Genomic DNA, 25314 nt, shown 5'->3' on the forward strand with positions numbered 1-25314 from the left:
CCTTTTTATGACGCGGATTCAATCGGCGGCGTTGAGCGCCGGAGATCTCCTCATCTTTTGTCAGCTGGCAGTTGTTCGTGGTATTCTATACTGCTTTTTCGGGAGATCAGGATGAAAATATCACAATACGTCATATGGCTGGGAATAGCGACTGCGGCAGGGACTGCGCTGGGTATGCTGTCTGACCGGAGACATCCGGCTAAAGGGAGTCTGCTGGGAGCAACAGCCGGCATGGTTGCCGGTTCTGTTGCGGCCGGTGTTTATGAATATATCTCGTCTGAAAAAGTTCCTTACTACTCGACAGAATCATCGCTGTACGACGATATCGACGCAGTATAATTTTCTCCGGATGCCATAAAAAAGGCTCCTCATGTTCCCATGGGAGCCTTTTCCTGTTTATAGCGCCTGATGCTTAGAGGCTGAGAGAGAAGGGCACATATCCCTGAAGGAGCAGTTCCCCGAGATAGGAACTGGATTTGATCTCAGCTCCCTCGATCAGGTTCTCCGGGGTGAGGCCATAGCCGGGCATGAAGGCGTGGCAGACGTAGAACTTTACGCCGAAATCGATCAGCAGTTCGAGCATCTCTCCGAAATTGACCTGCTTGCCCTCAAACTCCATCGAGATATTCTCGACAACACCTTTCTTGGCAAGCTGCACGCCCTCGCCGATCAGGAATATCGCGACCTCAGATTCGTCCGAAAATGCCTTGATGTTCGAAGCGATCTTCATAATGCCCAGGACTTCAATGGGGTTGGTGGTTGTGTGCGATAAGGTAAAAACGAATTTCTTGTCTGACATGGATGCCTCCTTGTTTAATAGTTGCAATGTTTAGATATTATATCAAACTGTCTCTTGTTGTCAATTGGTGACTAAATGTGACTAAATGTGACTAAAGCACCTGCTTCAATGCCTAAAGCCAACTGCAAGAGCCTTAGGCTCACCTGCTGCCGGTGCCTTTATTTCGGCAAGACGTATTGCAGCTGCTGCTATGCGTTGGAGGGATCGGGTTTGGCAGAGGGCGCCGGTTTTCTGCTGTCCCTCTTCTGTTGGTCAGGCCTGCGGCGGTTTTCCGAGCTTCTGGAGCCGCTGCTCCTGCTGCCTGAGCCGGATGCATGTCTTTTTGCGCCTTTGTCAGCAGGTCTTTTCCCGTGAGGAGAGGGAGACCCTTTTTTTGCAGAAGGCTGATGCAGTGAAACTCTCTTGTAATCGGTAACGATCAGGTCATCGGTCACCGGCACCGACGGTATCTTCTTCCTGATATACTCTTCTATGTCGTGAAGCGACAGCACATAATTTTCACAGGCCAGGCTGATCGCCTTGCCGCCCGCTCCTGCACGTGCGGTCCTGCCGATGCGGTGGACATAATCCTCAGAGTCCTGGGGAAGATCATAATTGATCACATGGGTGATCCCATCGACATGCAGGCCCCTGCTGGCAACGTCGGTTGCGATCAGAATGGAAAGGTCTCCGCTCTTAAAGCGGTTGAGCACCTTTATCCGCTTGTCCTGAGGCAGGTCACCGGTGATGGCTGCAGCAGCATGCCCATTGGCGTTCAGCATGGTCTTCAGCTTGTCAGCCGTGGATTTCATGTTGCAGAAGATGATATAGTGGCCGCCTGCTTCCCGCTTCAGCAGTCCAAGGAGCAGACCGAACTTCTCCTCCCTGCTCACATGATAGAGTTCCTGCTCGATAATATCGACCGTCATCTGCTCGGGCGTCACGGAAAAGCGCTCGGGGTTGTTCATATGCTCATAGCAGAGCTCCATGACGCGATGCGAAAGAGTTGCTGAAAAGAGCATGGACTGGCGCTCGTTGTACGGCGCCATTCTCCTGAGCATGAACCGGAGGTCTGCGATAAAGCCCATGTCGAACATGCGGTCAGCCTCGTCAATGACCAGGTACTCGGTTTTTTTCAGGCTGTAGACCTTCTGCTTCAGATAGTCGATGAGACGGCCCGGTGTACCGATCAGCATATCAACGCCCTTTGCGATGTCATCTCTCTGCTTCAGATAATCAATGCCGCCGTATGCAGAGACGATCCTGAACCCTGCAAAGCTGCCCAGCAGTTTTGCCTCTGCCTCTATCTGAACGACCAGTTCGCGGGTGGGGGCAATAACGAGGGCTCGCGGGGAAGGGCCCGGTGACGGAGCAGGCATGGACAGCATTCTTGAGAATACCGAGATCAGAAATGCAGCGGTCTTGCCGGTGCCGGTCTGCGCCTGGGCTGCAATATCTCGGCCTTTCAGGGCCTCAGGCAGGGTCAATGACTGGACCGGCGTGCATGTAGAAAATCCTGCAGCTCTTATTCCTTCAAGGACCTTTGGATGGATATCCAGTTCATCAAAACGCATACCCTTATACTCTACATCATGTCTGTTCCGAAATACAGGTCTGTTTGGCTGTTTGTGCTGCCCAACCCCTCATGGTCCGCGGCTGCCTGCACAGAGCTGATCACTCGGTGAAGATCGTGGTCTTGATCTGTTCTTTTGTCTGGATCTCACCTGCCAGCTTTATTGCGGCCTTCCTGTCCGAAAAATTGCCGATGAGGACCCTGATGATCGGAGACTTGTCCTTGGTAACGCCTTTCTGTGCAGAGGCCTCGTACCCTTTTGCCTTCAGCTTTTTGACCAGTGCGGCAGCGATCTCTTCGGTCTTGAAGGCGCCGGCCTGCACTGCATACATCGGCTTTTTCGATGCCGGGACAGGCTGGCTGGCTGCAGGTGCAGCGGGAGCCGGTGCCGGTTCAGGGGCCTTGGCTGGCGCAGGGGGCGCGGTAACAGGTGCAGCAGGCTCCGGAGCAACAGCAGGAGGAGCTGAGGGAGCACTGGCAGCTTCTTTCTGCTCGGGCGCAGCAGGCGTGACAGCTTTCTTAACCTCACGCGCAGCCGGTTTCTGCGTCGGCATGAAATATTGATATGCAAAAAAACCGCCGCCGCCCAATACTGCGAGGATCAGCAGGCCGATCAGCCAGGGAAGCAGGGAAGGCTTCTGTGCTCTGCCCCGCCGGTAAGTCCGGCTTGGCAGGGGCTGTCTTACCGGCGCGGGTTTTGGTTCGTCATCTTCCCAGGGGAATTCCTCCTCCACGGCACGCGCGGCCTCCGGTGTTTTTTTGAGAGGTGTTTCCTGCTCTGCAGGAGGCTTATTCATGGAGAGTGGTTCATCGGCAGCGGGCGGCTCATTCCGGACCAGAAGTCCCTCATCTGCAGCAGAAGGCTCATCCATGACCATAGGCTTCTCAACAGCAAGCGGCTCATCGAATGCAGACACCTCTTCATTCGGCATGAATGCTCCCCTGTCCGATTCCGGTTCGGCCTGTGGCCTGGCAGAGGCGAGCACAGAGCTGGTCTTTGCGATCAATTCCTCGCCGGTAAAATTAGGTCTGAGGAAATCGACAATGCCGTAATACTCGGTATACTGCGGTTCAACCTTGCCTTTCAGTGCGGCCAGCAGCACAATCGGGACATGCTGAAGTTTTGCGATGCCGTGGATCGTCCGGCACGGCTGAAAGCCCGCAGCATTTGCGGAAAGCGGTTTTATGTAGATGAGAGAGGGGTTGAGTTTACCGGCCATTTCATCGGTCACAACATGACTGACACCCGAAAATACCAGATACCCCTCAGCCTCGAGCGTGGAAGTGATCTTCTGGTCTGTCTCATGGTCTGCGTCAACGACAAGAATAGTTTCGTCTGCCATGTCTTACCTCATTTCTGGATTTTGGTCTACAGCGTCAGTGCAGGATGCCTGTGTGCCCCTACAGTTTTTCCCAATACTTTGCCGGCATATCGGTAGCGAGCTTCAGCGCCCCGTCAGAACCTGCGAAGAGCGGGTCTTTGACGCGGGTGACCTTGCAGGCCCCGTATTCCTTGAGCGCATCCTGCAGGTATTCGTCAATGCCCCTGATCAGGCTGCCGCCGCCTGCCATGACGATATTGTTCTTGATCTTCATCTGAAACTCGGGGTCGAACCGGGCGATCATCTCTGTCGTGGTATCCACGAGGGCCGGCAGGATGCTTTCGCAGGCGCGGCGCACCTCGTTCTTGATGTCATGCATGACCGGCTTGCCGTCAACCGGGAGTTCAACGCGGATATCTTCGTCGAGCGTCCGCACAAAACTGAACTTTTCCTTGAACTGGCGCACCATGTTCTTGTTGAACCTCGAATTCGGATATTTTTCGATCAAATAATTGAAGAGCTGCTCGTCAATATAATCGCCTGCGGTGAAGATGGTCTTCTGGTCCTCTTCCGAAGGGATCGTCCCGTGCATGATGCAGAAGTCGGTTGTCCCGGCGCCTATATCGATGACCAGGGCGTTGTTCAGCAGGTTCATGCCGTACGCGATCGCAAAGGGCTCGGTCACGACCATAAGGGCCTGCACGTGCTCTGCAACAGCCCGCCTGATGGCAAGCTTGTTCACCTTCAGCGAATCCGAGGGCACGCCGACAACCGCGTGGATCTGTTTGCCCGGCTCGGATTTGGCCAGGTCGATCAGGTGGCGGATGATCTCCTTGACCGCTCGCTCGCTGCTTTCGATACCCTCCTTGATAATGCCCCGTTCGAGCGGCCGGCAGAGGTCAAGGGAAAGCCGGTGCTGCAGGGCCTCTTCTCCGAAGAGCACGGGTTTGCCGATGACCTGCTCGGCGATAAAATCCTTCGGCCAACCGACATAACTCTCGATCCATTCCCGTTTGCCGTTGCTCGCAGAGATCGCGCTCCGGGACGTGCCGAGATCGATACCTACAAACAGTACATTTTCCTGATTCTGCTCATCGTTTTGCTTCATGCGTAAGGTCTCCTTTATTGAGATAATCAAATATTCCGAGTGCAAGGGAGCGGGCGATATATTCGCGGTGGCCTTCCTGCTGCAGCTCTTTTTCTTCCTCCCGGTTGCTCATGCACGAAACCTCCGCAAGCACGGAAGGCACCTCCAAGCCAAGGAGCACGACGAACGGGGCCCTCTTCACCCCGAAGTCCTGGATGCTGCTGTTTTGCTTCCTGCTGTACCGGACCATGTTCGACTGGATCGATTCTGCGAACTCCCTTGATTCCTGAAGCTTCATGGTCTTGCCGAGTTTTTCGACGATGGCCCTGAAATCGCTCAGGCCCTGTTCCGATCCCGCGTTCTCCTGTTCAGCGAGCCTGAGGATATTGGCGTCCGTGGAAGGTCCGAAGTAATACGTTTCGATTATGTTGATCGGTTTCTGCGGCAGGTAATTGATATGCACGGAGATGAACAGGTCGGCCTTTGCCGTTTTTGCCAGCTCAACGCGTCTGTTCAACGATACGGCAGAGTCATCTTCCCTGGTCATCAGGATACGGTAGTTGCCTTTGGCCTCAAGGTGCTGACGCAGCCTCCGGGCGATGTCGAGCGTAATATCTTTTTCCTTGGTGCCCATCTTCCCGACTGTCCCTGAATCAGAGCCACCATGGCCTGCGTCGATCATGATTGTCTTGATCTTCAGGCCGAACATGCGGCTGAGAGCTACATTGCCGGAACCTGCCACAGAGTTCAGTTCAGCCGGGTTCGGTACTCCTTCCGGGGCCGGCGGGGGCAAGGCCGGGGCCATGTTCATCATCGCTGTCTGCGCGGTCAGTTCTGTGGGCGAGAACGAGATATTCACATGCCGGCCGTTCACCAATACGGCGATAATGCAGAGCAGGGCTGCAATAAGATATTTCTTCCCGAGGTACAGCCGGCGCTTTGTCAGAAGAGAACGGCCCTGTCCGAGCATGACAAGATTATCCTCATACACGCTCCGGAGGATCTCCCGCCGCATCTTGAGTTCCTTTCTTCTGGGGAAAAAAGTGATCATAATACTGTACAACTTTAGCAATTTGTGCGCCAAAACTCAATGTTTTCAGTCATTTTTTCGAATAAGGATCATATTGGCAACCGTATCGGAGATAATTCGGATATAATATCGGCATGCGGGCGGTATTTACCCAATGTTATATTCTGCTCCTTTCTCTCTGGGTCGGCGGCATCTTTCTCTTCACCTTTGTTGTCACGCCGGTGATCTTCAGATCCTATGGCAAGGACATGGCCGGTGAGATCGTGGGAAAGCTCTTTCCGTCCTATTTCCTTTTTTCCGTTGTTGTTTCTGTCCTTTCTCTTGTCTTTTTTCTGATAGCGTTTCAGAACAGGGCTGTTTCCGGTCATACCCTGTCCCTTCTCCTTTTGACAGCGGCTGTAGTGCTGTCGCTGTATGTGAGTGTGAGGCTGCATCCGGAGATCAAAAAGGTCAAGCAGGAGATCGCATCTTTTGAAAAGACCTCTCCTGATGATCAGCTCAGAAAGAAGTTCCGGGCTCTGCATGGACAGAGCGCAATTCTCAATCTCCTCATACTGGCAGACGGCATTGCATTGCTGGTCATCAGTTCCCGTCTCAAGACATAACGGCATGAAGACCTTCCTGCTTTCCCTGCTCCTCATCCTCTGTCTGCTTATCCCGCTTGCGCAGGCGGATGAGCGTATCCTCAGCTTTCAGAGCGATATCACGGTGCATGAGGATGCCCACCTGATCGTGAAAGAGACCATACTTGTGCTCAGTGAAGGGAAGAAGATCAGGCACGGCATATACAGGGATTTTCCTCAACGCTATGAAGAGGCCTCAGGGAAGATAAGGAAGGTAGGGTTCCGTGTGGTCGGGGTGAAGAGGGGCGGAAGGCCTGAATCATATGTTACAAAGGATAATGAGAATGGGATCAGGGTCTACATGGGGGACGATGCAATCACCCTTGCTCCCGGGACCTATGAGTTTGAACTGACCTATGCGACAGACCATCAGCTCGGCTTTTTTGACGATTATGACGAGCTGTACTGGAATGTAACAGGGAATGGGTGGGAGTTCTCTATTGATAAGGCCGCTGCTGAAATACATCTGCCCGGAGATGCAGGACGTCATATCCTCAGGACTGCAGGATATACAGGAGCTCAGGGTTCGAAAGACCAGAACTTCACGAGTGAGCGTGCCGGGGACGGCACGGTCAGATTCAAGACCACCGATACGCTCTCTTATTCTGAAGGCCTTACCGTGGCGGTCGCCTGGCCAAAGGGTTATGTCAGGCAGGAAGGCCCGCCCGAGCTGATAGAGCCTCTTACGGATATGGACAGGTTCATTAACAGCATCAGGCCCGGGAGCCCGACCGGGATGTTTCTTGCCCTTGCCGGACTGCTTCTGCTTGCGGGCTATTACGGGATCGTATGGATGCTCGTCGGCAAGGACCCTGAGTCAGGCACTATAATGGTCCTTTATGAGCCCCCTGCAAAACTTTCTCCTGCGGTGATGAGGTTCATATCGCGGATGGGGTATGACAACAAGGCCTTTACTGCAGCGCTTATCGATCTTGCGGTAAAGGGACTGATCACGATACAGGATGATGACGGGGAATATACGGTCAGAAAGAAGGCAGGTGCGGAAACGGGCCTTTCGCCCGAGGAGAGCAAACTGTACCGCCGTCTCTTCAGTGCAGGCGCAGCACTTAAGCTCGAGCAGAAGAACCATAGCCATATCAGGGCAGCGCTTACCGAGGTTGAGGAATATCTGAAGCTGAAGTGCGAGCGGATCTTTTTTGTTACCAACAGGAACTATTTTGTTATCGGTCTTCTCCTGACAGCGACCTTCCTGCTCGTGAGCGGTATCAGCTCTGCGATCGACAAGGGCGGCCTTCCGGTGTTCCTGTTTATCGGCATCTGGCTTACGGGCTGGAGCGCAGGCGTTATCGTGCTGCTTAAACAGGTAGTTTCCCAATGGAAGATGGTCATTTCGTCCCGGGGCTGGAGCAGATTGGGAAATGTCGGAGCTGCCGTATTCATCACCTGCTTTACCCTGCCTTTTCTGGGCGGTGAGGGCTTTGGCATGTACATCCTGGCAATGAGCACCTCCTATGTGATGCCGCTGTTCCTTCTTGCGGCAATGGCAGTCAATTATATCTTCTTTAACCTCCTGAAGGCGCCGACACGTGCAGGCAGAAAAATGCTCGATGAGATAGAAGGCTTCAAGCGGTTTCTTGCTGCAACGGAACAGGACAGACTGAATACCATGCACCCTGCAGACCGCACCCCTCAGCTGTTCGAAAAATTCCTGCCCTATGCCCTTGCACTGGATGTTGAGCAGCAGTGGGCAGAGCAGTTCTCGGGGGTCATAGACAAGGCCTCTGCTGCCGGCGGGACAGGTCAGTATCGTCCTGTCTGGTATTCCGGCTCTTCGGCGGGGTCTTTTGGCGCAGCAGCCTTTGCCTCTTCTCTTGGCGACTCGTTCTCTCATGCGATATCGTCGTCATCAACAGCCCCGGGTTCAAGTTCCGGCAGTGGCGGCGGCGGTTCTTCAGGCGGCGGTGGCGGCGGAGGAGGAGGGGGCGGATGGTAGGCCTAAAGGTGTTGTCCGCAAGATAAGCGAGCGAACTATCGTCAGATCGTGAACGAAACTTCCTGCCTGTTAAACGGGCACTGAAATCTCAGGGATACTGCTGTAAGCTTCATCCCTTCTTTGTTCTTGTTCCCTCTGCCGTATTTCGGGTCACCGATCACCGGAAAGCCTGTCATCTCGAAGTGGCGGCGGATCTGATGCAGACGGCCTGTGCGGATGAAGGCAGAAACGAGCGTGCTGTTCTGCTGCGGATCGTATGATATCACCTCATATTCTGTGACAGCTTCTTTATTGTCAAGCGGCAGATTGATGACACCCTTATTGCCCTGCGTCTCAAGATTTCCGAGGACCTCAACGCGGTATTCCTTGGTGATCAGCTTTTTCTGGAAGAGCTCGGAAAACCGCGCTGCAGCTTCCCTGCTGTGTGCAATGATCATGATGCCGTCTGCCTCCCTGTCCAGGCGGTGCACCAGAAAGACCTGCCTCAGCGTCTGAAAATGGAGTTCTGCCTGCCTCAGGAGCGAACAATGGTCGCCGAACATGGTGCCCTGGGCCATGAGGCCTGACGGCTTGAACCATACGCTGTAATATCCCTGATCGCTCACCAGCCTTGGCTCCGGCGGCTTGAGCGAAAGCAGCTTCTCGTCATAATGTATCTCAACATGGTCGTGGGGCGAGAGCACGGTCGTTGCCTTCCTGAGACGCTTCATGCTGCCTTTTCGTTTTACCCAGACAGCGCCTTTGGTCATCGCATCCTTGATCCTGCTCTTCGAAAGTCCGGTCCTGAGCGCAAGGATATCTGCTGCCTGAGACGGCGGGTTCGTGCCTGTTGTCTTGATAACTATCTTTTCCATCGTCTTCGTATTATAAAGGGAATAAGCAGATAAAGGGGGCAGGGGGAGTTATGAAGCCCCGGTAATTGATGGGCTGCCTTTAGGGATGATTGTCTTTTCCCTGGATTTTATTGTACGCTGTACTTCACAGAAGAGCTTGTAACAACAGAGGATCCGCCGTCTATGACTGTTTTATATCAAGAATATTTCGGACTGAAAGAACCGCCGTTTTCGATCGCTCCTGACCCCCGTTATCTGTTCATGAGTGAACAGCACCGGGAGGCGCTGGCACACCTTACCTTTGGCATCCGAAGCGACGGCGGATTTATTCTCCTGACCGGCGATGTCGGCACGGGAAAGACCACGGTATCGCGCTGTCTTCTCGACCAGATGCCGCCTGACACGCATATCGCTTTTGTGCTCAACCCAAGGCTGTCGGTAGAGGAACTGCTTGCCGTGGTCTGTGATGAGCTCCGCATCCCGTATCCTGAAGGCGCGGTAAGCAACAAAGTGTTCATTGACCGCATCAATGATTTTCTGCTTGCCTCCTGTGCAAAGGGTCATAAGACCGTGCTGATCATGGAAGAGGCCCAGAACCTCAGCCCTGATGTGCTGGAGCAGGTGCGGCTGCTTACGAACCTGGAGACGAATCAGTATAAACTGCTCCAGATCATCCTGCTGGGGCAGCCTGAGCTGAAGGAAATGCTGGCACGACCGGGCATGAGCCAGCTGGAGCAGAGGATCACTGCCCGGTATCACCTCGGGCCTCTTTCAAAAAATGATGTGAAAGATTATGTCGTGCATCGCCTTGCCATTGGCGGTGTTGACCGTCAGCTGTTCCCTCCGTCGCTCATGCCAATGCTCTATCAGCTGAGCCGCGGCGTGCCGCGGTTGATCAACCTGATCTGTGACCGCTCATTGCTTGGTGCGTATGTTCAGGGCAAAGACAAGATTGACAGGGCCACGTTAAAGAAGGCGGCTCAGGAGGTTTTTGGAAGGGTTGAAGAGGGTGGGCCGCGCCTTAAGGTCATCGGCCGGATTGTTGCAGGCATAGTTCTGTTTGCTGCGGTGGCTGCGGTCGCAGCGTTTTCGTATCAGCAGGTCTTCTTTCAGCCTGAGCCTCAGCCGGTCAGGGAAGTTCAGATCCAGGAAAAGCCGCAGCCGGCGCCCCCTGTCACTATTCAGTGGCCGCCTGGGCAGCCCCTTGACCGAAGCGAAGAGATGGCATATCAGGAACTGTTCAGACAGTGGGGTTCTTCCTATAAGGTCGTTGGGATGAAGGCTGTCTGCAGACAGGCGGCAAGTGAAGGACTGCAGTGTCTTAAGGGCTTAAGCGATCTAAAACGGCTGATAGAACTGAACAGACCTTCTGTCCTTAAGCTTTTTGATGATAAGGGGAACAGTTTTTATGCCCTGCTCAGATCTGTGCGCGGGCAGAACGCTACGCTCCATCTTGCTGACCGCGATCTGACCGTCGATGTCAGGGAGCTTGAGAAGAAATGGCTTGGTGAATATGTCCTGTTCTGGAAGGTCCCGCCTTCGTGGCGCGGTGAGATCCGGCCCGGAGAGACCGGCCGGCATCTGCAGTGGTTTACAGCGCTCATGGCGAAAAAAACAGGAGACAGCCGTTTTGCCCTGAAGAGGACCTATGACGAAGAGATCGTGAATGAGATAAAACGCTTCCAGCTTGAGGAAGGCCTTGTGCCTGATGGTGTTGTCGGCTCGCAGACCGTGATCCATCTGCATTCCCGCTATGGTGAAGGGGAGCCTCTTCTCAGCAGGGGCAGCGAAGGGATCTGACCATGTCCTATATCCTGGATGCACTCAAGAAGCTCGAAAAAGAACGGAGGAGGGGGCTGATCCCGGGCCTCAGTGAACAGGACTCTGTGGTGGATTATTCCCAGCGAAGGGCTGTATGGCCGTATCTTCTTGCCTCATTTCTTCTTCTCGGTGCAGGCGTAATGATCGCGTGGTTCGTCCTGGCACCGTCAAAAGAGAGAGCTCACCGGGATACGGCAAAGACTGTAAGAACAGTCAGTCAGGACCTGCCGAAGAAGACGGACACTGCCGCGGTTGTCCTGCCGCCGGCCCAGCCTGTGCCTGACGTCAGGAGCGAGATCAAAACGCCTGTCATAAAGAATGACAAGGTCCAGGAAAAACCGGAAAAAGTGGTTGCAGGAAAGAGCGACCTGAACAAAACACCTGTTGTTCCTGTAGAGCAGACCCCAATAAGCAGCAAGGAACAGGGAGCAGTGAGCGAACCGGCACAGACAGAGCCAAAAGGCGAAACTCCTGCGGAGCTTCCGGTCAGGGATAAGCTCTATAAGTTCTCTGAACTTCCGCCGTCAGTAAGGGACAGCCTCAAAAAGTTCTTTTCGATCACAGCCTATATGTATTCGTCCATCCCTGCAGAGCGCATGGTACGCATCAATGATCACATGATGCGGGAAGGACAGGTGCTGGACCCCGGCATCAGGATCGAAGAGATCACTGTTGACGGTGTGATCCTTTCGTATAAGAAGTTCCGCTTTTTTGTCAGCGTAAAGTAAGCTGCATGAGCAAATCTTAAGTGTATTGCAGAGTGTTCCGAAGGCTTTCGGGACCATGACAACCTGATTAATTGAATATCGCGTAAATGCAGATTCAGAAGAAAGCTTGCCAGCCTGCAAGCTTGCAGGCATTTCTATCTCTCTATTGTCCCTGCACGAAGCCGGGCATTCCTCTTCCGCCTGAGCAGCACATTCCTGACGAAAAAAGATGCGATGAAATAGAGGAAGAAATAGGCAAGGAACAGGAAGAACAGGTAGTATTCCGGCATTTCCAGCAGCGTGCCTGCAACAGCGATAGACGAAAATGCAGCAGACATGCAGAGCATGATCGCGACCGTCTGTCGTTTGCTGAACCCGAACTTCAGCAGCACATGATGCAGGTGTGTCTTGTCAGGATAGAAAGGGCTCCTGCCTTTTATCAGCCGCTTGGTCATGACGGTCAACGTGTCAACAATAGGAACTGTAAGGATCAGCAGGGGCGCCACAGGCCGGGCTATGCTGTTCTGCTCCTGCGTCAGGGCAATAGATACAAAGGCAGCAGAGAAGCCCAGGAAGAGGCTTCCCGCATCTCCCATAAAAAGGCGGGAGGGATGCCAGTTGTATCTCATGAAGGCCGCGAGCGCGCCTGAAATAGCCATGCAGAGCAGCATGAGATCCCGGTGATGGTCGATATACCCGAGATAAGCGAATGAGATAAAGGCTATGAGCGATACGCCTCCTGCAAGACCGTCAACGCCGTCGATCATGTTCATTGCATTGATCACTCCCACAAAACCGATCACGGTCATCGGCAGTGACAGGGCAGGGAAGTCGATATCCCCGAGATGAAGCAGATCACCAAACGTATGAAGAGAAACATTATTGCTGAAGTATACGACCAGGACAGCCGACAATATCTGGGCAGCGAACTTCATCCTGTGATGCACTTCCCTGAAATCATCGAAAAAGCCTATCACCACAAGCAGGATCGCGCCGGCATAATAGCCCCTCATGTGGGTGAGTGGCAGAAAAAGAAGGCAGCCGAAGGCAACACCCAGAGACATGCCAAGGCCCCCGACCAGCGGCTTGGCAACAGCATGCATCTTGCGGCGGTTCGGAAGGTCGACCAGTCCCACCTCAGCGGCAAGGCGGGCGAACCTCGGCAGTATGAACATGGTGACAGCGCACGGTATCAGAAATATCAACAGCTCGGTAAGTATCGCGGGCATCTCCACTCCAGGATTTTTCTATTCTATGAATAACATCCCGAAAAAACAAGCATTATGGCCTGCTGTCAAGCATTGCGAGGATCTCGGCTGTCTTGTCACGCATCAGCAGTTCATCCCCTCTGGATTCGACATTTAAGCGGACAACCGGCTCTGTGTTTGAACTTCTCAGGTTAAAACGCCATGACCGGAACTCCATGCTGAGGCCGTCCGTGCGGTCTGTTGAAACAGCATCCCTGCGGTAGTGCTCCTCTATGGTTCTGATCGCGCCTTCAGGATCGGACAGCGTTCTGTTGATCTCGCCGCTTGCAGGGAACATCGCCATCCGCTCACTGACGAGTGCCGAGAGGGATCTTTCTGTTCTGCATATGATCCCGGCAACAAGGAGCCAGGGTATCATGCCGCTGTCGCAGTATGCAAAGTCCCTGAAATAGTGATGGGCCGACATCTCACCGCCGTACACCGCATCTTCGGCGCGCATCCGTTCCTTGATAAAGGCATGCCCGGTTTTGGACAGCATTGGGATGCCGCCGGCCTTTTTCACGATATCGATTGTGTTCCAGGTCAGCCGGGGATCGTGAATGATCCGCGCTCCCGGGTGTGCTGCAAGCAATGCCCGGGCAAGGAGCCCGACAAGGTAATAGCCCTCGATGAACCTGCCTTTTTCATCAAAGAAGAAGCAGCGGTCAAAGTCACCGTCCCAGGCAATGCCGATATCTGCACTATGAGCCTTCACTGCCTCGGCTGTTGCTGCCCGGTTCTCAGGCAGGAGCGGATTGGGAATGCCGTTGGGGAATCTGCCGTCAGGTTCGTGCTGCACCTTGATGAAGCTGAAAGGGAGATGCTTTTCCAGGAGATCAATGACAGGGCCTGCAGATCCGTTGCCCGGGTTCACCACGATCCGCAGAGGTCTCAATACCTTTTTATCTGCATAACCGAGCAGATGGTCAATATAGTCGCTGCGGTGAGCAAGGGGATAGACGCTGCCTTTGCCGGGCGCTGCAGTGAATTTGTTCTGCTCCGCCAATTCCCTGATCTCACGGAGGCCGGTATCGTTGCTCACCGGCTTTGCTGCGTCCCGCACAAGTTTCATGCCGTTATAGTCAGCAGGATTATGGCTGGCAGTCACCATGATGCCGCCGTCCATCCTGAACCGGAACGTGCTGAAGTAAACCTCTTCTGTGCCGCAGACCCCGATATCATGAACATCATTGCCTGAGTCAAGCAGACCCTTTGTGAGGGCTGCGGTCAGGGATGCACTCGACAGCCTGATGTCCCGTCCTATGACCACACGCCTTGTCTTCAGAAATTCGGCATAGGCCCTGCCTATGCGATAGGCAATATCCTCATTCAGCTCATCCGGAACCCTTCCCCGTATATCGTATGCTTTAAAGCAGGTCAGCATCATAGAGATAGCAGGTTGAGGTTAAGGCTAAGGCTGAGGATAAAGCTGAGGATAAAGCTGAGAGAATTGAATGATGAGATTACGGAAAATGCCACTATAATAGCCTCCTATTTATACTCTTTCGCATGATTTCCGCTTTTGTTTTTCATAGCCTGAATCTTATCTTGTGTCCACTCTCAACCTTAACCTTGACCTTAGCCTCTCTTCTTTATTGACCTTCCGTACTCATCTTTGAACCGCACAATGTCATCCTCGCCAAGGTACGTGCCGGACTGCACTTCGATCAGCTCAAGGGGTATCCTGCCCGGGTTTTCCAGCCGGTGTTTTACGCCGAGGGGGATATAGGTTGACTCATTTTCTCCTACAGTCATCACGTCTTTGCCGCGTGTAACACGTGCTGTGCCCTTTACCACGATCCAGTGTTCAGCCCTGTGCCTATGCTTCTGAAGCGAAAGGCGCGCCCCGGGGTTAACGGTGATGCGCTTCACCTGGAAACGGTCAGCGCTGTCAATGCACTCGTATGTTCCCCAGGGCCTGTTCACCCTGAGATGCAGCAGAGCCTCATCGCGTTTCTGTTTTTTGAGCTCTTCGACGATATGCTTCACCTTCTGGGCCTCGTCCTTATGCGTGACGAGCACGGCATCAGAGGTCTCGACGATAATGCAGTCTTTCATGCCGATAGCGGCCACAAGCCTTTCGCCCGCATATATGAACGAGTTTTTCAGATCATGAGCTATCACATCACCGGAAAAGGCATTGCCCTGCCTGTCCTTTGGCAGCACTTCCCATAACGATGCCCAGGAGCCCACATCACTCCACCCTGCGTCAAGAGGGATCACGACAGCAGACTCTGTCTTTTCCATAACCGCATAGTCGATCGAATCACCGGGACATTTTGAAAAGGCTTTTTTGTCCAGCCTCAGGAAATCAAGGTCTTTCACTGAATGCTTCAAGGCCTTTTCAGCTGCCCTGAGCATTTCAGGGGCGTGGCGTTTCAGCTCCTTCAGATATGCAGATGCCCTGAACATGAACATGCCGCTGTTCCAGAGATAGTTGCCTGACTGCACGAAAGACTTTGCCTTTGCAGGCGAGGGCTTTTCTTCAAAACGGGCAACTTGAAAGACAGTAATGGGTGATGAGTGATGGGTGAAGCGTGAGGCGTGAATCGTAAATCGTGAATCGTGATGAGTGCTTCTTTGCCTTCAACCTTTCGCCTTTTGCCCTTAACCTCAACCTTAGCCTTAACCTGTATTTCCTTGCCTTTTTTTATATACCCGTATCCGGTCTCAGGAGATCCCGGCTCAATACCGAAGGTGATAAGTTTTCCCTCTATCGCATAGTTCACGCCTTCTGCAACAGCAGCCCGGAACGCTGCCGTATCCCTGATAACATGATCAGCCGGGAGGACGAGGAGCAGGGGATCTTTCCCTATTGACAAGGCATGAAGCGCAGCAACAGCAACAGCAGGTGCAGTGTTCCTGCCGACAGGCTCGAGTATAAGGGCTGACGGTGCAGCATTGATCTGCTGCAGCTGCTCAGCGATCATGAAACGGTGGTTTTCATTGGCAACGATGAGCGGCTTAGTGATATCAGGGATGCCTGACAGCCTTGCTATTGTTGCCTGCAGCATGGTGCTTTTTCCGACAAGAGGCAGAAGCTGCTTTGGATAGAGCTCCCGGGAAAGCGGCCAGAGCCGTGTGCCGGACCCGCCGGAAAGGATAACAGGGACTATCATTTAGACACCTTGCAGATGTGTAGAAGCGTAGAAGTGTTAATGCGTCTTTCTGTTTTGCTGTTTATCAGCATCTGGTTTTCCTGCCTTTGCTTAAATTGCCGGTTCGCATTCACGCCTGTCCGCTTTCACGCTTTATAGCTTGCCAGCTTGTAAGCTATTAACGTACCATTCATACGTTTTTCTGATGCCGTCTTCAAGAGCTGTTTTTGGTTCCCAGCCGAGCGCCTTGAGCCTCGATATATCAAGGAGCTTCCTTGGCGTGCCGTCCGGCCTGGTTCTGTCCCATACTATTGCCCCTTCAAAACCGACTATCTTTCTTATCATCTCAGCAAGGTCTTTGATGGTCAGGTCAGAACCTGTGCCCACATTCACGAATTCTCCGATCTGCGCTGCATTGTACCGCTCCATAAGAAAAACGCAGGCGTCGGCAAGGTCGTCAACATGCAGGAACTCGCGGCAGGGCGAGCCTGTGCCCCAGAGCGTTACGGCAGAAGAATCGCAGGCCGAGGTCGAGGTTAAGGTTGAGGAAACAGGCACAGCCTCTTCACTGGTGTCTGCCATCATTTCCTTGCTCTTCATCTTAACCTCAGCCTTAACCTTGACCTTTTCTTTATCCTGCCTTTTTTTCGCTTCATGGAACTTTCTTATCATTGCCGGCAGCACATGGGAGTTCTGAAGATCGAAATTATCATGGGGTCCGTACAGGTTTGTCGGCATGACAGAGATAAAGTTCGTGCCATACTGCTCGTTATAGTATAGGCAGAGCTTGATCGCTGCGATCTTCGCAACTGCATAGGGTTCATTCGTCGGTTCGAGGGTCCCGGTGAGAAGGTGCTCCTCTTTCATCGGCTGGGGCGCGAGCTTCGGATAGATGCAGGACGAGCCGAGGTTAAGCAGTTTTTTTGCATTGAACCTGTATGCCGCGTGGATCACGTTCGACGCGATCATGATATTTTCGTAGATAAAATCAGCCTTATACGTGCTGTTGGCCAGAATGCCGCCGACCTTTGCTGCTGCCAGAAAAATATATTCAGGCTGCTCTTTTTCAAAAAAGGCCTCAACATCAGCCTGCCGGGTGAGATCGAGCCTGATGAACGTGACTCGTGATTCGTAATTCGTGACAGGTTCTTTGCTGAAGCAGTTCGCGATGATATTTTCATATCCGGCTGCAAGCAGCCGTTTAATGATCGCTGTGCCCACCATGCCGGTCCCCCCGGCTACGAAGATCTTAGATGTAGGATTCATTGGCTCCAGTATGCACAATGCAGTAAGCAGTAAGCAGATTTACATCATAAAAACAGAAAGAATCATGCAATATATCGATCATAATGTAAGAACACGCGCTATCTTTTGCAGAACTTTTCATGTTTGTCAATCATACCAAAAAGCATTCGATTAAGTTCGTCATATCTGGATTTAAGCTCTTTGTGAACTTCTGGTGTAAGATATCCGGCATCTTTTGACATGTCAATCCAGACCTCTGTTTCGCCTGCTTCTCCTGCCGAATCCACAACCTTGCTAACGAACATTTTGGGGTATAGTCGTTTCTTCCATGCTTCGGCCAGGTTAGCAGGAACACTTCTTGACGATCTTCGTATCTGGTCAGTGAGCGAATATCTTTCTTCTTTTGGAAAGGTTTTCGTAATCTCAAAAATATCCATGGCTAAGGCATATGCCATCTGATAAGCTTTCAGATCCTTATATCCGTTATATATCATCTAATCTTTTCTGTCATGCGCTTTCTATTTTGTTTTCTCGCCACTTTCCTTTTGTAGTATGAGAGCTTACTGGTTACTACCTACTGCCTACTACCCACTGCCCACTGTCTACTCTGTCTATTTATCTTCACTCATGGTATCTCATGATCTTAAAGCCTTTGCCTTTGCAGAACTGGTCCTTTTCAGCCTCTTTCAGGTCTTCGCATACCATTTCTGAAACGAGCTGCTTAAACGTGATCTCGGGTTTCCAGCCCAGTTTCTTCCTGGCCTTTGAAGCATCTCCCAGCAGGGTCTCAACCTCGGTCGGCCTGAAATACCGCGGATCTATCTCCACCACAACGTCTCCCGGCTGAAGGCCGTGATGGGTGATGAGTGATGGGTGATGAGTATCTGAGCGGTCTTTACTGCCTACTGCCTTCTGCTTACTGCTTACTTTACTTACGATGCCCTTTTCTTTTACTCCCTTGCCTGTCCAGGTTATACCGATGCCGACCTCTTTGAATGCAAGCTCGACAAAATTCCGAACTGAATACTGCCTGCCTGTTGCAATCACATAGTCATCCGGCTGTTTCTGCTGCAGCACGAGCCACATGGCCTTTACATAGTCTTTTGCATGGCCCCAGTCCCTTTTTGCATCGATATTGCCGAGATAGATCTTTTTCTGAAGGCCGAGACAGATGCGGGCAACTGCCCGGGTGATCTTTCTGGTCACGAAGGTCTCGCCCCGGACCGGCGATTCATGGTTAAAGAGAATGCCATTACTTGCGTGCATGGCGTATGCCTCGCGGTAATTCACCGTGATCCAGTATGAATAGAGCTTGGCAACCGCGTACGGGCTTCGCGGATAAAAGGGCGTTGTCTCTTTCTGGGGCGTCTCCTGAACCTTGCCGTACAGTTCGCTTGTGGAGGCCTGATAGAACTTCACCTTTTTCGTCATGGTTAAAATGCGCAGGGCTTCAAGGAGTCTGAGCGTGCCGAGCGCATCGGCATTTGCCGTATATTCAGGCGTTTCAAACGACACATGCACATGCGACTGGGCAGCAAGGTTGTATATCTCGTCCGGCTGTGTCTCCTGAATGATGCGAATGAGGTTGGTCGAATCAGTAAGGTCGCCGTAATGAAGTTTGAACCCGGTTTTCTTTTCGTGGGGGTCCTGATAGAGGTGGTCGATCCTCTGCGTGTTGAAGAGCGACGAACGGCGCTTGATGCCGTGGACCATGTATCCCTTGTTCAGGAGGAGTTCGGCCAGATATGCCCCGTCCTGCCCGGTGATCCCTGTAATGAGTGCGGTCTTCTGTTTCATCGGTTTCCCCTTTAAGGCTGCGTATATACTGACGGATATTATACTTTGAGCGGATATGAATCGTCACGCTTCATGGCAAAGGCAGAGATGAAGATGGCCAAGGGTTATGGCTACAGGGATGAGGCAGGCTATAGGCTTATGGCTAAAGGTAGCAGCCCTTCTCCGTATGTACTCAGCACTCTTCACGAATTACGCTTTACGCTTCACGGCCTTTCCCTGCTTTGGGGCCTTTATCACGCCTTTATGATCTTCTTATTTACAATCCCGGCCTTATGAAAGGCATTTCGCGTATCAATGATGCAGGCAGCATAGCGTGCGATGAACGGATAGTCGTACGCAGAGTGGTCGGTCAGAAGCAGCACAATATCAGCTTTTTTCAGCGCTGCAGGCGTCAGTTTTTTCGATTTCATATCAATATCAGGATAGTGGCGGTGTCCTCTGCATAGGGGGACCAGGGGATCGTTATATTCCACTCTGGCGCCCTTTTCCTTCAGAAGCTGCATAATGCGCAGGGACGGTGACTCCCTCTGATCGTCTATATCCTTCTTGTACGCAACCCCCAGGACCAATATCCCGGCCTTGTTGATGCTCTTTCCTTTTTGGTTCAGGGTCTCGATCGTCTTCTGCACCACATAATACGGCATGCTGGTATTGATCTCGCCTGCCAATTCGATGAAGCGTGTTGAGAAATCATACTCCCGGGCCTTCCAGGTGAGATAAAAAGGATCGATCGGTATGCAGTGGCCGCCAAGGCCGGGGCCGGGGTAGAAGGCCTGGAACCCGAATGGCTTTGTTTTTGCCGCCTCGATCACCTCCCAGATGTCGATATCCATCTTGTCAAAGAGCATCTTCATCTCATTTACCAGGGCGATATTGACCGAGCGGTAGATATTTTCGAGAAGCTTTGCCGCCTCTGCGACCTTTGGCGATGAGACGGGAACTGTCTTTGTAACAACCTTGTCATACAGGGCCTTTGCAGCCCTGAGGCATTGCGTTGAATAGCCGCCGACCACCTTCGGGATGGTTGAGGTCGAAAAGTCCCTGTTGTTGGGGTCTTCGCGCTCAGGGGAAAAGGCGAGATAGAAATCCTTCCCGGCCTTCAGTCCTTTTTCTTCAAGTATGCGCCGCAGGTCCTCATCCGTGGTGCCGGGATAGGTGGTCGATTCCAGAACCACAAGCTGGCCTTTTCTGAGATGCCGGGCTATGGCGCGGCCGGTGTTAAAGACATAGGTCATGTCAGGTTCGCGATTTTTGTTCAGCGGCGTAGGAACGCAGATGATAATGCAGTCCATGTTCGACAACCGGGCAAAATCGGTTGTCGGCTGGAAAGCTGAGGAGCTTGCAGGCTGGCCGGCCCTCGTATCCTTTCTGCAGATAGCTGCAATAGTTTCACTCGGGATATGTTTTATATAGCTCCTGCCCTTGTTCAGAAGATCGATCTTTTTCTGATCTATATCAAACCCGGTGACCTTAAATCCGGCCCTGCAGAACTCGATAATGAGCGGCAGGCCGACATACCCGAGCCCGATAACGCCTATCCGAGCCTTGTTATTCTTTATCTTATCCAGAAGTTCCATGCATTACCCCCGTTGAAATGCTGACAATTTGATCTATAGATCGCTTTTCGATTCTAATGCCTTCAATCTTGTCGAAGTCCCGCGCATTTGCAGTGACAATGGTGTAATCCATGGAAAGCGCAGTTGCCGCTATGATGAGGTCGTGGGCTCCAACACGTACGCCCTTTTTTGCCAACGTTGCCCAGAGCCGCGCATAGATGCGAGCTACTGCGGTGTCGAAAGGAAATGCCGGGAAAAGTTCTATGACCTTTTCAACGAATGCCAGCCTTTTTGTCTTGCGTGATTCGGTGTCTGCGCGTTCAACCCCATGCAGAAGCCCGGCAACGGTAACAACGCTTATGCCAAAAGGTTCATCTTCACGACCGCGAACAAGCGTATCTATATCGTCCGCGTTGCGTTCAAGCGAGATGATCTCGCTGGTGTCGAAGATCACTCCCATGAGCTGCTATCAGGCATTGCAGGTTGATCATGGCACAGGTCATTAATATCGCGCGCAAACTGCAGACTATCGTCGCCGAGGCGGGGAAGATTCTTAATGAGAAGCCGAAGCTCGCCCATGGTCCGAAGAGTTCCTATTGATTCAACAGGCACGATCGCAGCCGTCGGTTTGCCCCCCCTCATCACGGTAAAGGAATCTCTTTTATATTTTACAGAGTTCAGTATATCCGAGAACTCACGCGCAGCATCTGTTGCATTAATCGTTTTTATCATACAAATATCCTCTCTGATAATCTGATTATAATATTATCATATATTAATCTACTATGGGCCATTCATCCTGTCAATATTACTCGACCAAAGAGTAATATTGCTCAATGAGATGAGTAACTGTGCAGGTCATATGCAAGCCCTTGGTCTCATGTCTTTTCATACAAGTAATGAATAGTTATCAAGAATAGATCAGTCTCAATAACTTGTCAGATCATCATATCCCGAACGCTCCCCATACGCGATGGGTCGATTTTTCGGCAAAGCTATCGAAGGTGATGACATCCACCGAAATAGAGGGATTTCGTTCCCGGAAGCCGGCATAAGTGGCGGGGGAAAATGTCTCCGGATTTGCTTTTATCTCAAAACCGTACTGCCCCAGCACCACAAAATCCAGCTCTGTTTTGTCCTGTGTTCTCCAAAAACAAATGTCATTATAATCCCTGCACCTCCGGGGTGCAAGGATTTGGGTTAGGGGGCTTGGCTCTCAGCTTTTGAACTCACACTTCACGTTTTACAGTCTCTTTGTTTTCTTGAACAGCATGATGAAGGGATTCAGGAGGTAATAGGGGAGTGTCCTGAGGGAGCTCTGGGGGAGGTTGTACCTGAGGCGGATCTCGGCTGAAGAAGGGAATATCCTGCGAAGGAGGACCCTGAAGATATCGAGCGGGGAGTCAAGAAGGGCAAGAAGCACTGCCATTCTGAGGTGGGGTTTGACATCCTGACGAAACAGGCCCTTGATGACATACCGTTTGAGAAAAGCATACCCGATCAGATTTCTCTGCGTTATCTCATTTGGGATATCGATGCCGGATGCATCATGCATGAGCTTCAGGGTGAACAGCGCAAGCCTCTTCATCTTCAGATGATCGGCAGAGGCCATGAACTTATCCCAGTCGAACTTCCGGCTCAGAAGCGCCGGCATGAGCACCGCATGGTGAAGCGGCATAAAGCCCTTGGAATACAGCCTGAATATCAGATACAGAAGATACTTTTCATTTGAAAGACAGGGGAGTGCCGCGCCCCGGAAAATCATCTCTTCTGCATCTTTCCACCAGTATGCAGAGGATGCCTCAAAATACCTTCTCACCAGGTTCCAGTGCAGCTCCAGCACATGCGCGCCCTTATGCAGGTGGAGGTGATAGACGCCTGCCAACTGGTCCTGCTCACCAATCCCTTTGCTGAGATCATATCCGGCTGCAATAAGGGTCTCCCGTGCCGTATCCAGATCGTCCCTCCGGACCAGCAGATCTATATCCGAGGTGGGGTACAGGCCCATATCGCCAAGCAGGGTCTCTGCTGCAAAAGAACCTTTGAGCGGGATGGAGTTTATCCCATCCCTGCGCAGGATATCGATCAGGTGCAGGGTCTCTTCGAGATGAGCTGCATTTCTTTGTAAGGTCGCTATATAGTGCTTCTCAGCCGTTCCGTGATCAGAGCAGGAACGATCTGGATCGAAGCAAGGTTTTTATAGAGAAGCGGCGTCACCTGGTTCAGGGTTGCCAGTTGGATCAGCCGGTCATAGTCGAGCGGCCTTGCTGTGTCGGACAGGATTGTCTGAACCTCCTGCATCACCATATCAGATGGCACAGGTTGAGAAATGAGGAGAACAATACGCTCTTCAGGAGATAACTTCATGGGGGTATTGTGTAATCCTCGCACCACTTCAAGGCCGAAGGGACTGCACTTCTTCACAGTGGTCGGGTAAAACTCATGCCTACGTGGGAGAAATGATCATCTTCGGTGAGGATTAAGGGAATCCCTTGTCCTTTCATGACAAGCATAGATGTAAGATCAGTAAATGATATCCCTGGTTTATCATGGAGTTTCAGCCGTAACTGTATCGCTTTTTCAAATACCTTCGGGGAAACCGGGACTATTTCAACATATCCCTGTGTGCATGCTAACTGAATCAAGCGTAATGCGTCAGCCGCGGACTTTCCCGCAACACGTTTAAACAAGAGAGTGAACGTTTCATCAAGAACATAGTCAGATGTGTATATTTTGCCACCATGCAGACGGAACTTTCGATAAAAAGTATTTACTTCTTTATGGCGGGGCTCACGTTTATTGTAAAGTACGATCCAACCCCATGTGTCAATGAAGAGCCTATCCGGCATCAACCGTACAGTTCCTCATCAATCGCACAGGAGAAAGGCTTAATGCTGATCTTTCCAATCAGCTTCAAAATGGGATCTTTTTCTGGAACAAGACGCTTGACCGACGTTGATGACCCGATTTGATGGCGTTTGGTCAGAATAAACTCAGTAAAGTCCAGTATCTCCTGCAGATCATCTGCGGAGAGCTTGCTTAAGTGCTGAACCACCTGCTTTTTGTAAGAAAGGGATTTCGCTGCCTGCATCTTATTGCCTCCTTGTCAATGCGCTATTATATCAAATTGACGCAGAACTCATCATAAAAGTTTGGTCATGGCTTCACATCGCCCGTGTAAAAATCAAAGACAGCGCCGGGCATGTATCCATGATCTTCAGGGACTCTTGGCCCTGTGCACTCCAGGGTGGGAGGATTCGGGCTTTTACGGGGCCAAAGGAAAATTACCTGAATTTCAGGAAGTCGTCCAAAGAGATGCCGCTTTTCTTATCAGTCCTCGCAATAATCCAGGGGCTAATTCGTTATGATTAGGAATTGAAAGAGTGGGTCTTGATTGATGATAGAGTATCATGTGGCTGCCGGTCTGATGATCCACAGTAACCAAACTGCTCAAAGATCCTGACTGTATCCTTTCCGGAAAGGTTGGAGAGCACCCCCACCTAAACAGTAACCTCTCCCAAAAAGACTTCTTGTTCTTCGTGACGGACCAGCCTTCCGTGTTTTTCCTCTACAAACAGCCATCCCTTTATTGCATCTCTTACGTTTTGGAGTGCCTCATCCATAGTCTTACCCTGGCTCATGCAGCCGACGAGGTCAGGAACATCCACAACATAGCCATCATAATCGGTGTCATGGGTAATAACGACCTTGAATCTCATAGCAAACCTCCTCGCAGATATTTCTTTTGTTAGTATATCACATCTGCACCTGCGCCTCGTGTCTCTACGCTTCATCCTCCCCGGCGAAACCGCCTGTGGCGGGCGCATTACGCATCACGCATTACGCATTACGCATCACGGCCTCTAAAGATGACACGGAGGAGGAAGGAGGGGTTTGATATGAAATTGCGGTACCAGAGGCGGCGGGGTTCGCGGAGCAGGCGGGGCAGCCATTCAAGCCCCAGTTTCTGAAATACAGGATGGGAACGCTTCAGTGCGAAGCAATTGCACAAAATTCTGAAGTTCTGCATCGGAAGCAGCAAGGCGTTTTCTGATCTTGGGATAAGCCAGAACTCTGGAGATCTCGTCGCAGATGGCATCGGACATCAGCAACAAAACCTTTTCGTCCTTGACCATATTGATAATCCTGTCCGGGTTGGAGCCTGAGATGAGAAGAGCGCTGATAAGCTGATTGGTATCCAGAACGATTCGGATCATCGCCGTGCGGCGGTCAGGGCATCTGAAATATCCTCATCAACAGGGGTGGAACGATCCGCAGTTTCCTGCAGAGAGCTGTATAATCTGAAAAATTCTTCACGCTTACCTTCATGTTCAGATACTTCTCAATCGGAATGATAGCCACCAGCGGTTTGCCGGAACGCTCAACAATATACTCATCATCCTTGAGAGAAACCTCGTTCATTACCTGTCCGAGATTCTGTCGTGCTTTGATGGCTGATACCGTTTTTAACATAGCACCTCCTATGACCATTATGGTTGATATGATTACACTGGTTATTAGTTGATGGGGTCAAGGGGAAGCTTACAGTGTGATAGAAATTTTATAGCACCTGTGCTCCAAGCTTTTTTGTGTCTCTCATGTCATCCTTGCACCTCCGGGGTGCAGGCAAATGGGAGGCTGGA

At 51.8% G+C, this 25314-nt stretch carries 28 protein-coding genes and 2 pseudogenes; 5 read left to right on the forward strand and 25 right to left on the reverse strand.

Annotation, left to right across the window (positions count from 1 at the left end; translation table 11 throughout):
* Positions 1-111: 111 nt before the first annotated feature.
* Positions 112-339: a hypothetical protein gene (locus tag HZB62_07260; GenBank protein MBI5074951.1), complete on the forward strand. Its 228-nt coding sequence runs from the start codon at positions 112-114 to the stop codon at positions 337-339.
* A 73-nt stretch (positions 340-412) separates the two neighbouring features.
* On the opposite strand, the gene HZB62_07265 is transcribed toward HZB62_07260, so the two are convergent.
* The 5 genes from HZB62_07265 to HZB62_07285 form a co-directional block, all read right to left on the reverse strand.
* Positions 413-799 carry a DsrE family protein gene (locus HZB62_07265; protein ID MBI5074952.1) on the reverse strand — a complete coding sequence of 129 codons (387 nt, stop codon included), beginning with the start codon at positions 797-799 and terminating at the stop codon, positions 413-415.
* 188 nt (positions 800-987) lie between these two features.
* On the reverse strand, positions 988-2352 hold the full coding sequence (locus tag HZB62_07270; GenBank protein MBI5074953.1) for a DEAD/DEAH box helicase: 1365 nt from the start codon (positions 2350-2352) through the stop codon (positions 988-990).
* A 100-nt stretch (positions 2353-2452) separates the two neighbouring features.
* On the reverse strand, positions 2453-3694 hold the full coding sequence (locus HZB62_07275) for an SPOR domain-containing protein (GenBank protein ID MBI5074954.1): 1242 nt from the start codon (positions 3692-3694) through the stop codon (positions 2453-2455).
* Between the two features lie 58 nt (positions 3695-3752).
* Entirely contained in the window at positions 3753-4781 is a 1029-nt protein-coding gene (locus HZB62_07280; GenBank protein ID MBI5074955.1) for a rod shape-determining protein, read from the reverse strand.
* The gene (locus tag HZB62_07285; GenBank protein MBI5074956.1) at positions 4765-5775 is read right to left on the reverse strand and encodes an N-acetylmuramoyl-L-alanine amidase; all 1011 of its coding nucleotides are present in this window, start codon (positions 5773-5775) and stop codon (positions 4765-4767) included. Before HZB62_07285 ends, HZB62_07280 begins: the two co-directional genes overlap by 17 nt.
* 149 nt (positions 5776-5924) lie before the next feature.
* Between HZB62_07285 and HZB62_07290 the strand changes: the two genes are divergently transcribed.
* A complete protein-coding gene (locus HZB62_07290; protein MBI5074957.1) occupies positions 5925-6395 on the forward strand; it encodes a DUF4149 domain-containing protein in 471 nt (156 codons plus the stop codon).
* A 4-nt stretch (positions 6396-6399) separates the two neighbouring features.
* Positions 6400-8367 (forward strand): DUF2207 domain-containing protein, encoded by a 1968-nt coding sequence (locus HZB62_07295; protein MBI5074958.1) that lies wholly within the window; start codon positions 6400-6402, stop codon positions 8365-8367.
* 41 nt (positions 8368-8408) lie between these two features.
* Here HZB62_07295 and HZB62_07300 read toward each other — a convergent pair whose 3' ends face one another.
* Positions 8409-9221 (reverse strand): RluA family pseudouridine synthase, encoded by an 813-nt coding sequence (locus HZB62_07300; protein ID MBI5074959.1) that lies wholly within the window; start codon positions 9219-9221, stop codon positions 8409-8411.
* Between the two features lie 162 nt (positions 9222-9383).
* Here HZB62_07300 and HZB62_07305 point away from each other — a divergent pair, with 162 nt between their 5' ends.
* Together HZB62_07305 and HZB62_07310 are read left to right on the forward strand one after the other, a co-directional pair.
* Entirely contained in the window at positions 9384-11000 is a 1617-nt protein-coding gene (locus HZB62_07305) for an AAA family ATPase (GenBank protein MBI5074960.1), read from the forward strand.
* Between the two features lie 2 nt (positions 11001-11002).
* Positions 11003-11749, forward strand: coding sequence for a general secretion pathway protein GspB (locus HZB62_07310; GenBank protein ID MBI5074961.1), 747 nt, complete (start codon positions 11003-11005; stop codon positions 11747-11749).
* Between the two features lie 134 nt (positions 11750-11883).
* On the opposite strand, the gene HZB62_07315 is transcribed toward HZB62_07310, so the two are convergent.
* The 19 genes and pseudogenes from HZB62_07315 to HZB62_07405 form a co-directional block, all read right to left on the reverse strand.
* On the reverse strand, positions 11884-12957 hold the full coding sequence (locus tag HZB62_07315) for an undecaprenyl/decaprenyl-phosphate alpha-N-acetylglucosaminyl 1-phosphate transferase (protein MBI5074962.1): 1074 nt from the start codon (positions 12955-12957) through the stop codon (positions 11884-11886).
* A gap of 52 nt (positions 12958-13009) precedes the next feature.
* A complete protein-coding gene (locus tag HZB62_07320; protein ID MBI5074963.1) occupies positions 13010-14362 on the reverse strand; it encodes a phosphomannomutase in 1353 nt (450 codons plus the stop codon).
* Between the two features lie 191 nt (positions 14363-14553).
* Positions 14554-15426, reverse strand: a complete 873-nt coding sequence (locus tag HZB62_07325; GenBank protein MBI5074964.1) for a mannose-1-phosphate guanylyltransferase/mannose-6-phosphate isomerase — start codon at positions 15424-15426, stop codon at positions 14554-14556.
* Entirely contained in the window at positions 15363-16094 is a 732-nt protein-coding gene (locus HZB62_07330) for an NTP transferase domain-containing protein (GenBank protein MBI5074965.1), read from the reverse strand. The genes HZB62_07325 and HZB62_07330 overlap by 64 nt, the downstream gene beginning before the upstream one ends.
* A gap of 132 nt (positions 16095-16226) precedes the next feature.
* Positions 16227-17339 (reverse strand): GDP-L-fucose synthase, encoded by a 1113-nt coding sequence (locus HZB62_07335; protein MBI5074966.1) that lies wholly within the window; start codon positions 17337-17339, stop codon positions 16227-16229.
* A gap of 98 nt (positions 17340-17437) precedes the next feature.
* Positions 17438-17812, reverse strand: coding sequence for a four helix bundle protein (locus HZB62_07340; GenBank protein ID MBI5074967.1), 375 nt, complete (start codon positions 17810-17812; stop codon positions 17438-17440).
* A 127-nt stretch (positions 17813-17939) separates the two neighbouring features.
* Positions 17940-19115, reverse strand: coding sequence for a GDP-mannose 4,6-dehydratase (gene gmd, locus HZB62_07345; protein MBI5074968.1), 1176 nt, complete (start codon positions 19113-19115; stop codon positions 17940-17942).
* A 233-nt stretch (positions 19116-19348) separates the two neighbouring features.
* Entirely contained in the window at positions 19349-20692 is a 1344-nt protein-coding gene (locus HZB62_07350) for a nucleotide sugar dehydrogenase (protein MBI5074969.1), read from the reverse strand.
* A complete protein-coding gene (locus tag HZB62_07355; protein ID MBI5074970.1) occupies positions 20676-21131 on the reverse strand; it encodes a type II toxin-antitoxin system VapC family toxin in 456 nt (151 codons plus the stop codon). Before HZB62_07355 ends, HZB62_07350 begins: the two co-directional genes overlap by 17 nt.
* Entirely contained in the window at positions 21122-21403 is a 282-nt protein-coding gene (locus HZB62_07360) for a type II toxin-antitoxin system Phd/YefM family antitoxin (protein ID MBI5074971.1), read from the reverse strand. Before HZB62_07360 ends, HZB62_07355 begins: the two co-directional genes overlap by 10 nt.
* A 511-nt stretch (positions 21404-21914) precedes the next feature.
* Complete coding sequence (locus HZB62_07365; GenBank protein MBI5074972.1) at positions 21915-22808, reverse strand: nucleotidyltransferase family protein; 894 nt, start codon at positions 22806-22808, stop codon at positions 21915-21917.
* On the reverse strand, positions 22805-23095 hold the full coding sequence (locus HZB62_07370) for a hypothetical protein (protein MBI5074973.1): 291 nt from the start codon (positions 23093-23095) through the stop codon (positions 22805-22807). The genes HZB62_07365 and HZB62_07370 overlap by 4 nt, the downstream gene beginning before the upstream one ends.
* Positions 23092-23520 (reverse strand): type II toxin-antitoxin system VapC family toxin, encoded by a 429-nt coding sequence (locus HZB62_07375; protein ID MBI5074974.1) that lies wholly within the window; start codon positions 23518-23520, stop codon positions 23092-23094. The genes HZB62_07370 and HZB62_07375 overlap by 4 nt, the downstream gene beginning before the upstream one ends.
* On the reverse strand, positions 23520-23762 hold the full coding sequence (locus HZB62_07380; protein ID MBI5074975.1) for a hypothetical protein: 243 nt from the start codon (positions 23760-23762) through the stop codon (positions 23520-23522). Before HZB62_07380 ends, HZB62_07375 begins: the two co-directional genes overlap by 1 nt.
* A 193-nt stretch (positions 23763-23955) precedes the next feature.
* Positions 23956-24171 (reverse strand): annotated as a pseudogene (locus HZB62_07385) (type II toxin-antitoxin system HicA family toxin).
* Entirely contained in the window at positions 24172-24390 is a 219-nt protein-coding gene (locus tag HZB62_07390; protein ID MBI5074976.1) for a type II toxin-antitoxin system HicB family antitoxin, read from the reverse strand.
* 128 nt (positions 24391-24518) lie between these two features.
* Positions 24519-24665, reverse strand: a pseudogene (locus tag HZB62_07395) (WecB/TagA/CpsF family glycosyltransferase).
* Positions 24625-24888: a putative toxin-antitoxin system toxin component, PIN family gene (locus HZB62_07400; GenBank protein MBI5074977.1), complete on the reverse strand. Its 264-nt coding sequence runs from the start codon at positions 24886-24888 to the stop codon at positions 24625-24627. Before HZB62_07400 ends, HZB62_07395 begins: the two are co-directional and overlap by 41 nt.
* A gap of 13 nt (positions 24889-24901) precedes the next feature.
* Positions 24902-25144, reverse strand: a complete 243-nt coding sequence (locus HZB62_07405; GenBank protein ID MBI5074978.1) for a type II toxin-antitoxin system Phd/YefM family antitoxin — start codon at positions 25142-25144, stop codon at positions 24902-24904.
* Between the last annotated feature and the right edge of the window lie 170 nt (positions 25145-25314).

The organism is Nitrospirota bacterium, from assembly GCA_016214855.1.
Taxonomy (GTDB): Bacteria; Nitrospirota; Thermodesulfovibrionia; order Thermodesulfovibrionales; family UBA6898; genus UBA6898.

Excerpts from the sequence above, each read along its gene's own strand:
- HZB62_07260 (MBI5074951.1), top strand. The coding sequence starts at position 112 with ATGAAAATATCACAATACGTCATATGGCTGGGAATAGCGACTGCGGCA.
- HZB62_07265 (MBI5074952.1), bottom strand. The coding sequence starts at position 799 with ATGTCAGACAAGAAATTCGTTTTTACCTTATCGCACACAACCACCAAC.
- HZB62_07270 (MBI5074953.1), bottom strand. The coding sequence starts at position 2,352 with ATGCGTTTTGATGAACTGGATATCCATCCAAAGGTCCTTGAAGGAATA.
- HZB62_07275 (MBI5074954.1), bottom strand. The coding sequence starts at position 3,694 with ATGGCAGACGAAACTATTCTTGTCGTTGACGCAGACCATGAGACAGAC.
- HZB62_07280 (MBI5074955.1), bottom strand. The coding sequence starts at position 4,781 with ATGAAGCAAAACGATGAGCAGAATCAGGAAAATGTACTGTTTGTAGGT.
- HZB62_07285 (MBI5074956.1), bottom strand. The coding sequence starts at position 5,775 with ATGCGGCGGGAGATCCTCCGGAGCGTGTATGAGGATAATCTTGTCATG.
- HZB62_07290 (MBI5074957.1), top strand. The coding sequence starts at position 5,925 with ATGCGGGCGGTATTTACCCAATGTTATATTCTGCTCCTTTCTCTCTGG.
- HZB62_07295 (MBI5074958.1), top strand. The coding sequence starts at position 6,400 with ATGAAGACCTTCCTGCTTTCCCTGCTCCTCATCCTCTGTCTGCTTATC.
- HZB62_07300 (MBI5074959.1), bottom strand. The coding sequence starts at position 9,221 with ATGGAAAAGATAGTTATCAAGACAACAGGCACGAACCCGCCGTCTCAG.
- HZB62_07305 (MBI5074960.1), top strand. The coding sequence starts at position 9,384 with ATGACTGTTTTATATCAAGAATATTTCGGACTGAAAGAACCGCCGTTT.
- HZB62_07310 (MBI5074961.1), top strand. The coding sequence starts at position 11,003 with ATGTCCTATATCCTGGATGCACTCAAGAAGCTCGAAAAAGAACGGAGG.
- HZB62_07315 (MBI5074962.1), bottom strand. The coding sequence starts at position 12,957 with ATGCCCGCGATACTTACCGAGCTGTTGATATTTCTGATACCGTGCGCT.
- HZB62_07320 (MBI5074963.1), bottom strand. The coding sequence starts at position 14,362 with ATGATGCTGACCTGCTTTAAAGCATACGATATACGGGGAAGGGTTCCG.
- HZB62_07330 (MBI5074965.1), bottom strand. The coding sequence starts at position 16,094 with ATGATAGTCCCTGTTATCCTTTCCGGCGGGTCCGGCACACGGCTCTGG.
- HZB62_07335 (MBI5074966.1), bottom strand. The coding sequence starts at position 17,339 with ATGAATCCTACATCTAAGATCTTCGTAGCCGGGGGGACCGGCATGGTG.
- HZB62_07340 (MBI5074967.1), bottom strand. The coding sequence starts at position 17,812 with ATGATATATAACGGATATAAGGATCTGAAAGCTTATCAGATGGCATAT.
- gmd (MBI5074968.1), bottom strand. The coding sequence starts at position 19,115 with ATGAAACAGAAGACCGCACTCATTACAGGGATCACCGGGCAGGACGGG.
- HZB62_07350 (MBI5074969.1), bottom strand. The coding sequence starts at position 20,692 with ATGGAACTTCTGGATAAGATAAAGAATAACAAGGCTCGGATAGGCGTT.
- HZB62_07355 (MBI5074970.1), bottom strand. The coding sequence starts at position 21,131 with ATGGGAGTGATCTTCGACACCAGCGAGATCATCTCGCTTGAACGCAAC.
- HZB62_07360 (MBI5074971.1), bottom strand. The coding sequence starts at position 21,403 with ATGATAAAAACGATTAATGCAACAGATGCTGCGCGTGAGTTCTCGGAT.
- HZB62_07375 (MBI5074974.1), bottom strand. The coding sequence starts at position 23,520 with ATGCCGGATAGGCTCTTCATTGACACATGGGGTTGGATCGTACTTTAC.
- HZB62_07380 (MBI5074975.1), bottom strand. The coding sequence starts at position 23,762 with ATGCAGGCAGCGAAATCCCTTTCTTACAAAAAGCAGGTGGTTCAGCAC.
- HZB62_07390 (MBI5074976.1), bottom strand. The coding sequence starts at position 24,390 with ATGAGATTCAAGGTCGTTATTACCCATGACACCGATTATGATGGCTAT.
- HZB62_07400 (MBI5074977.1), bottom strand. The coding sequence starts at position 24,888 with ATGATCCGAATCGTTCTGGATACCAATCAGCTTATCAGCGCTCTTCTC.
- HZB62_07405 (MBI5074978.1), bottom strand. The coding sequence starts at position 25,144 with ATGTTAAAAACGGTATCAGCCATCAAAGCACGACAGAATCTCGGACAG.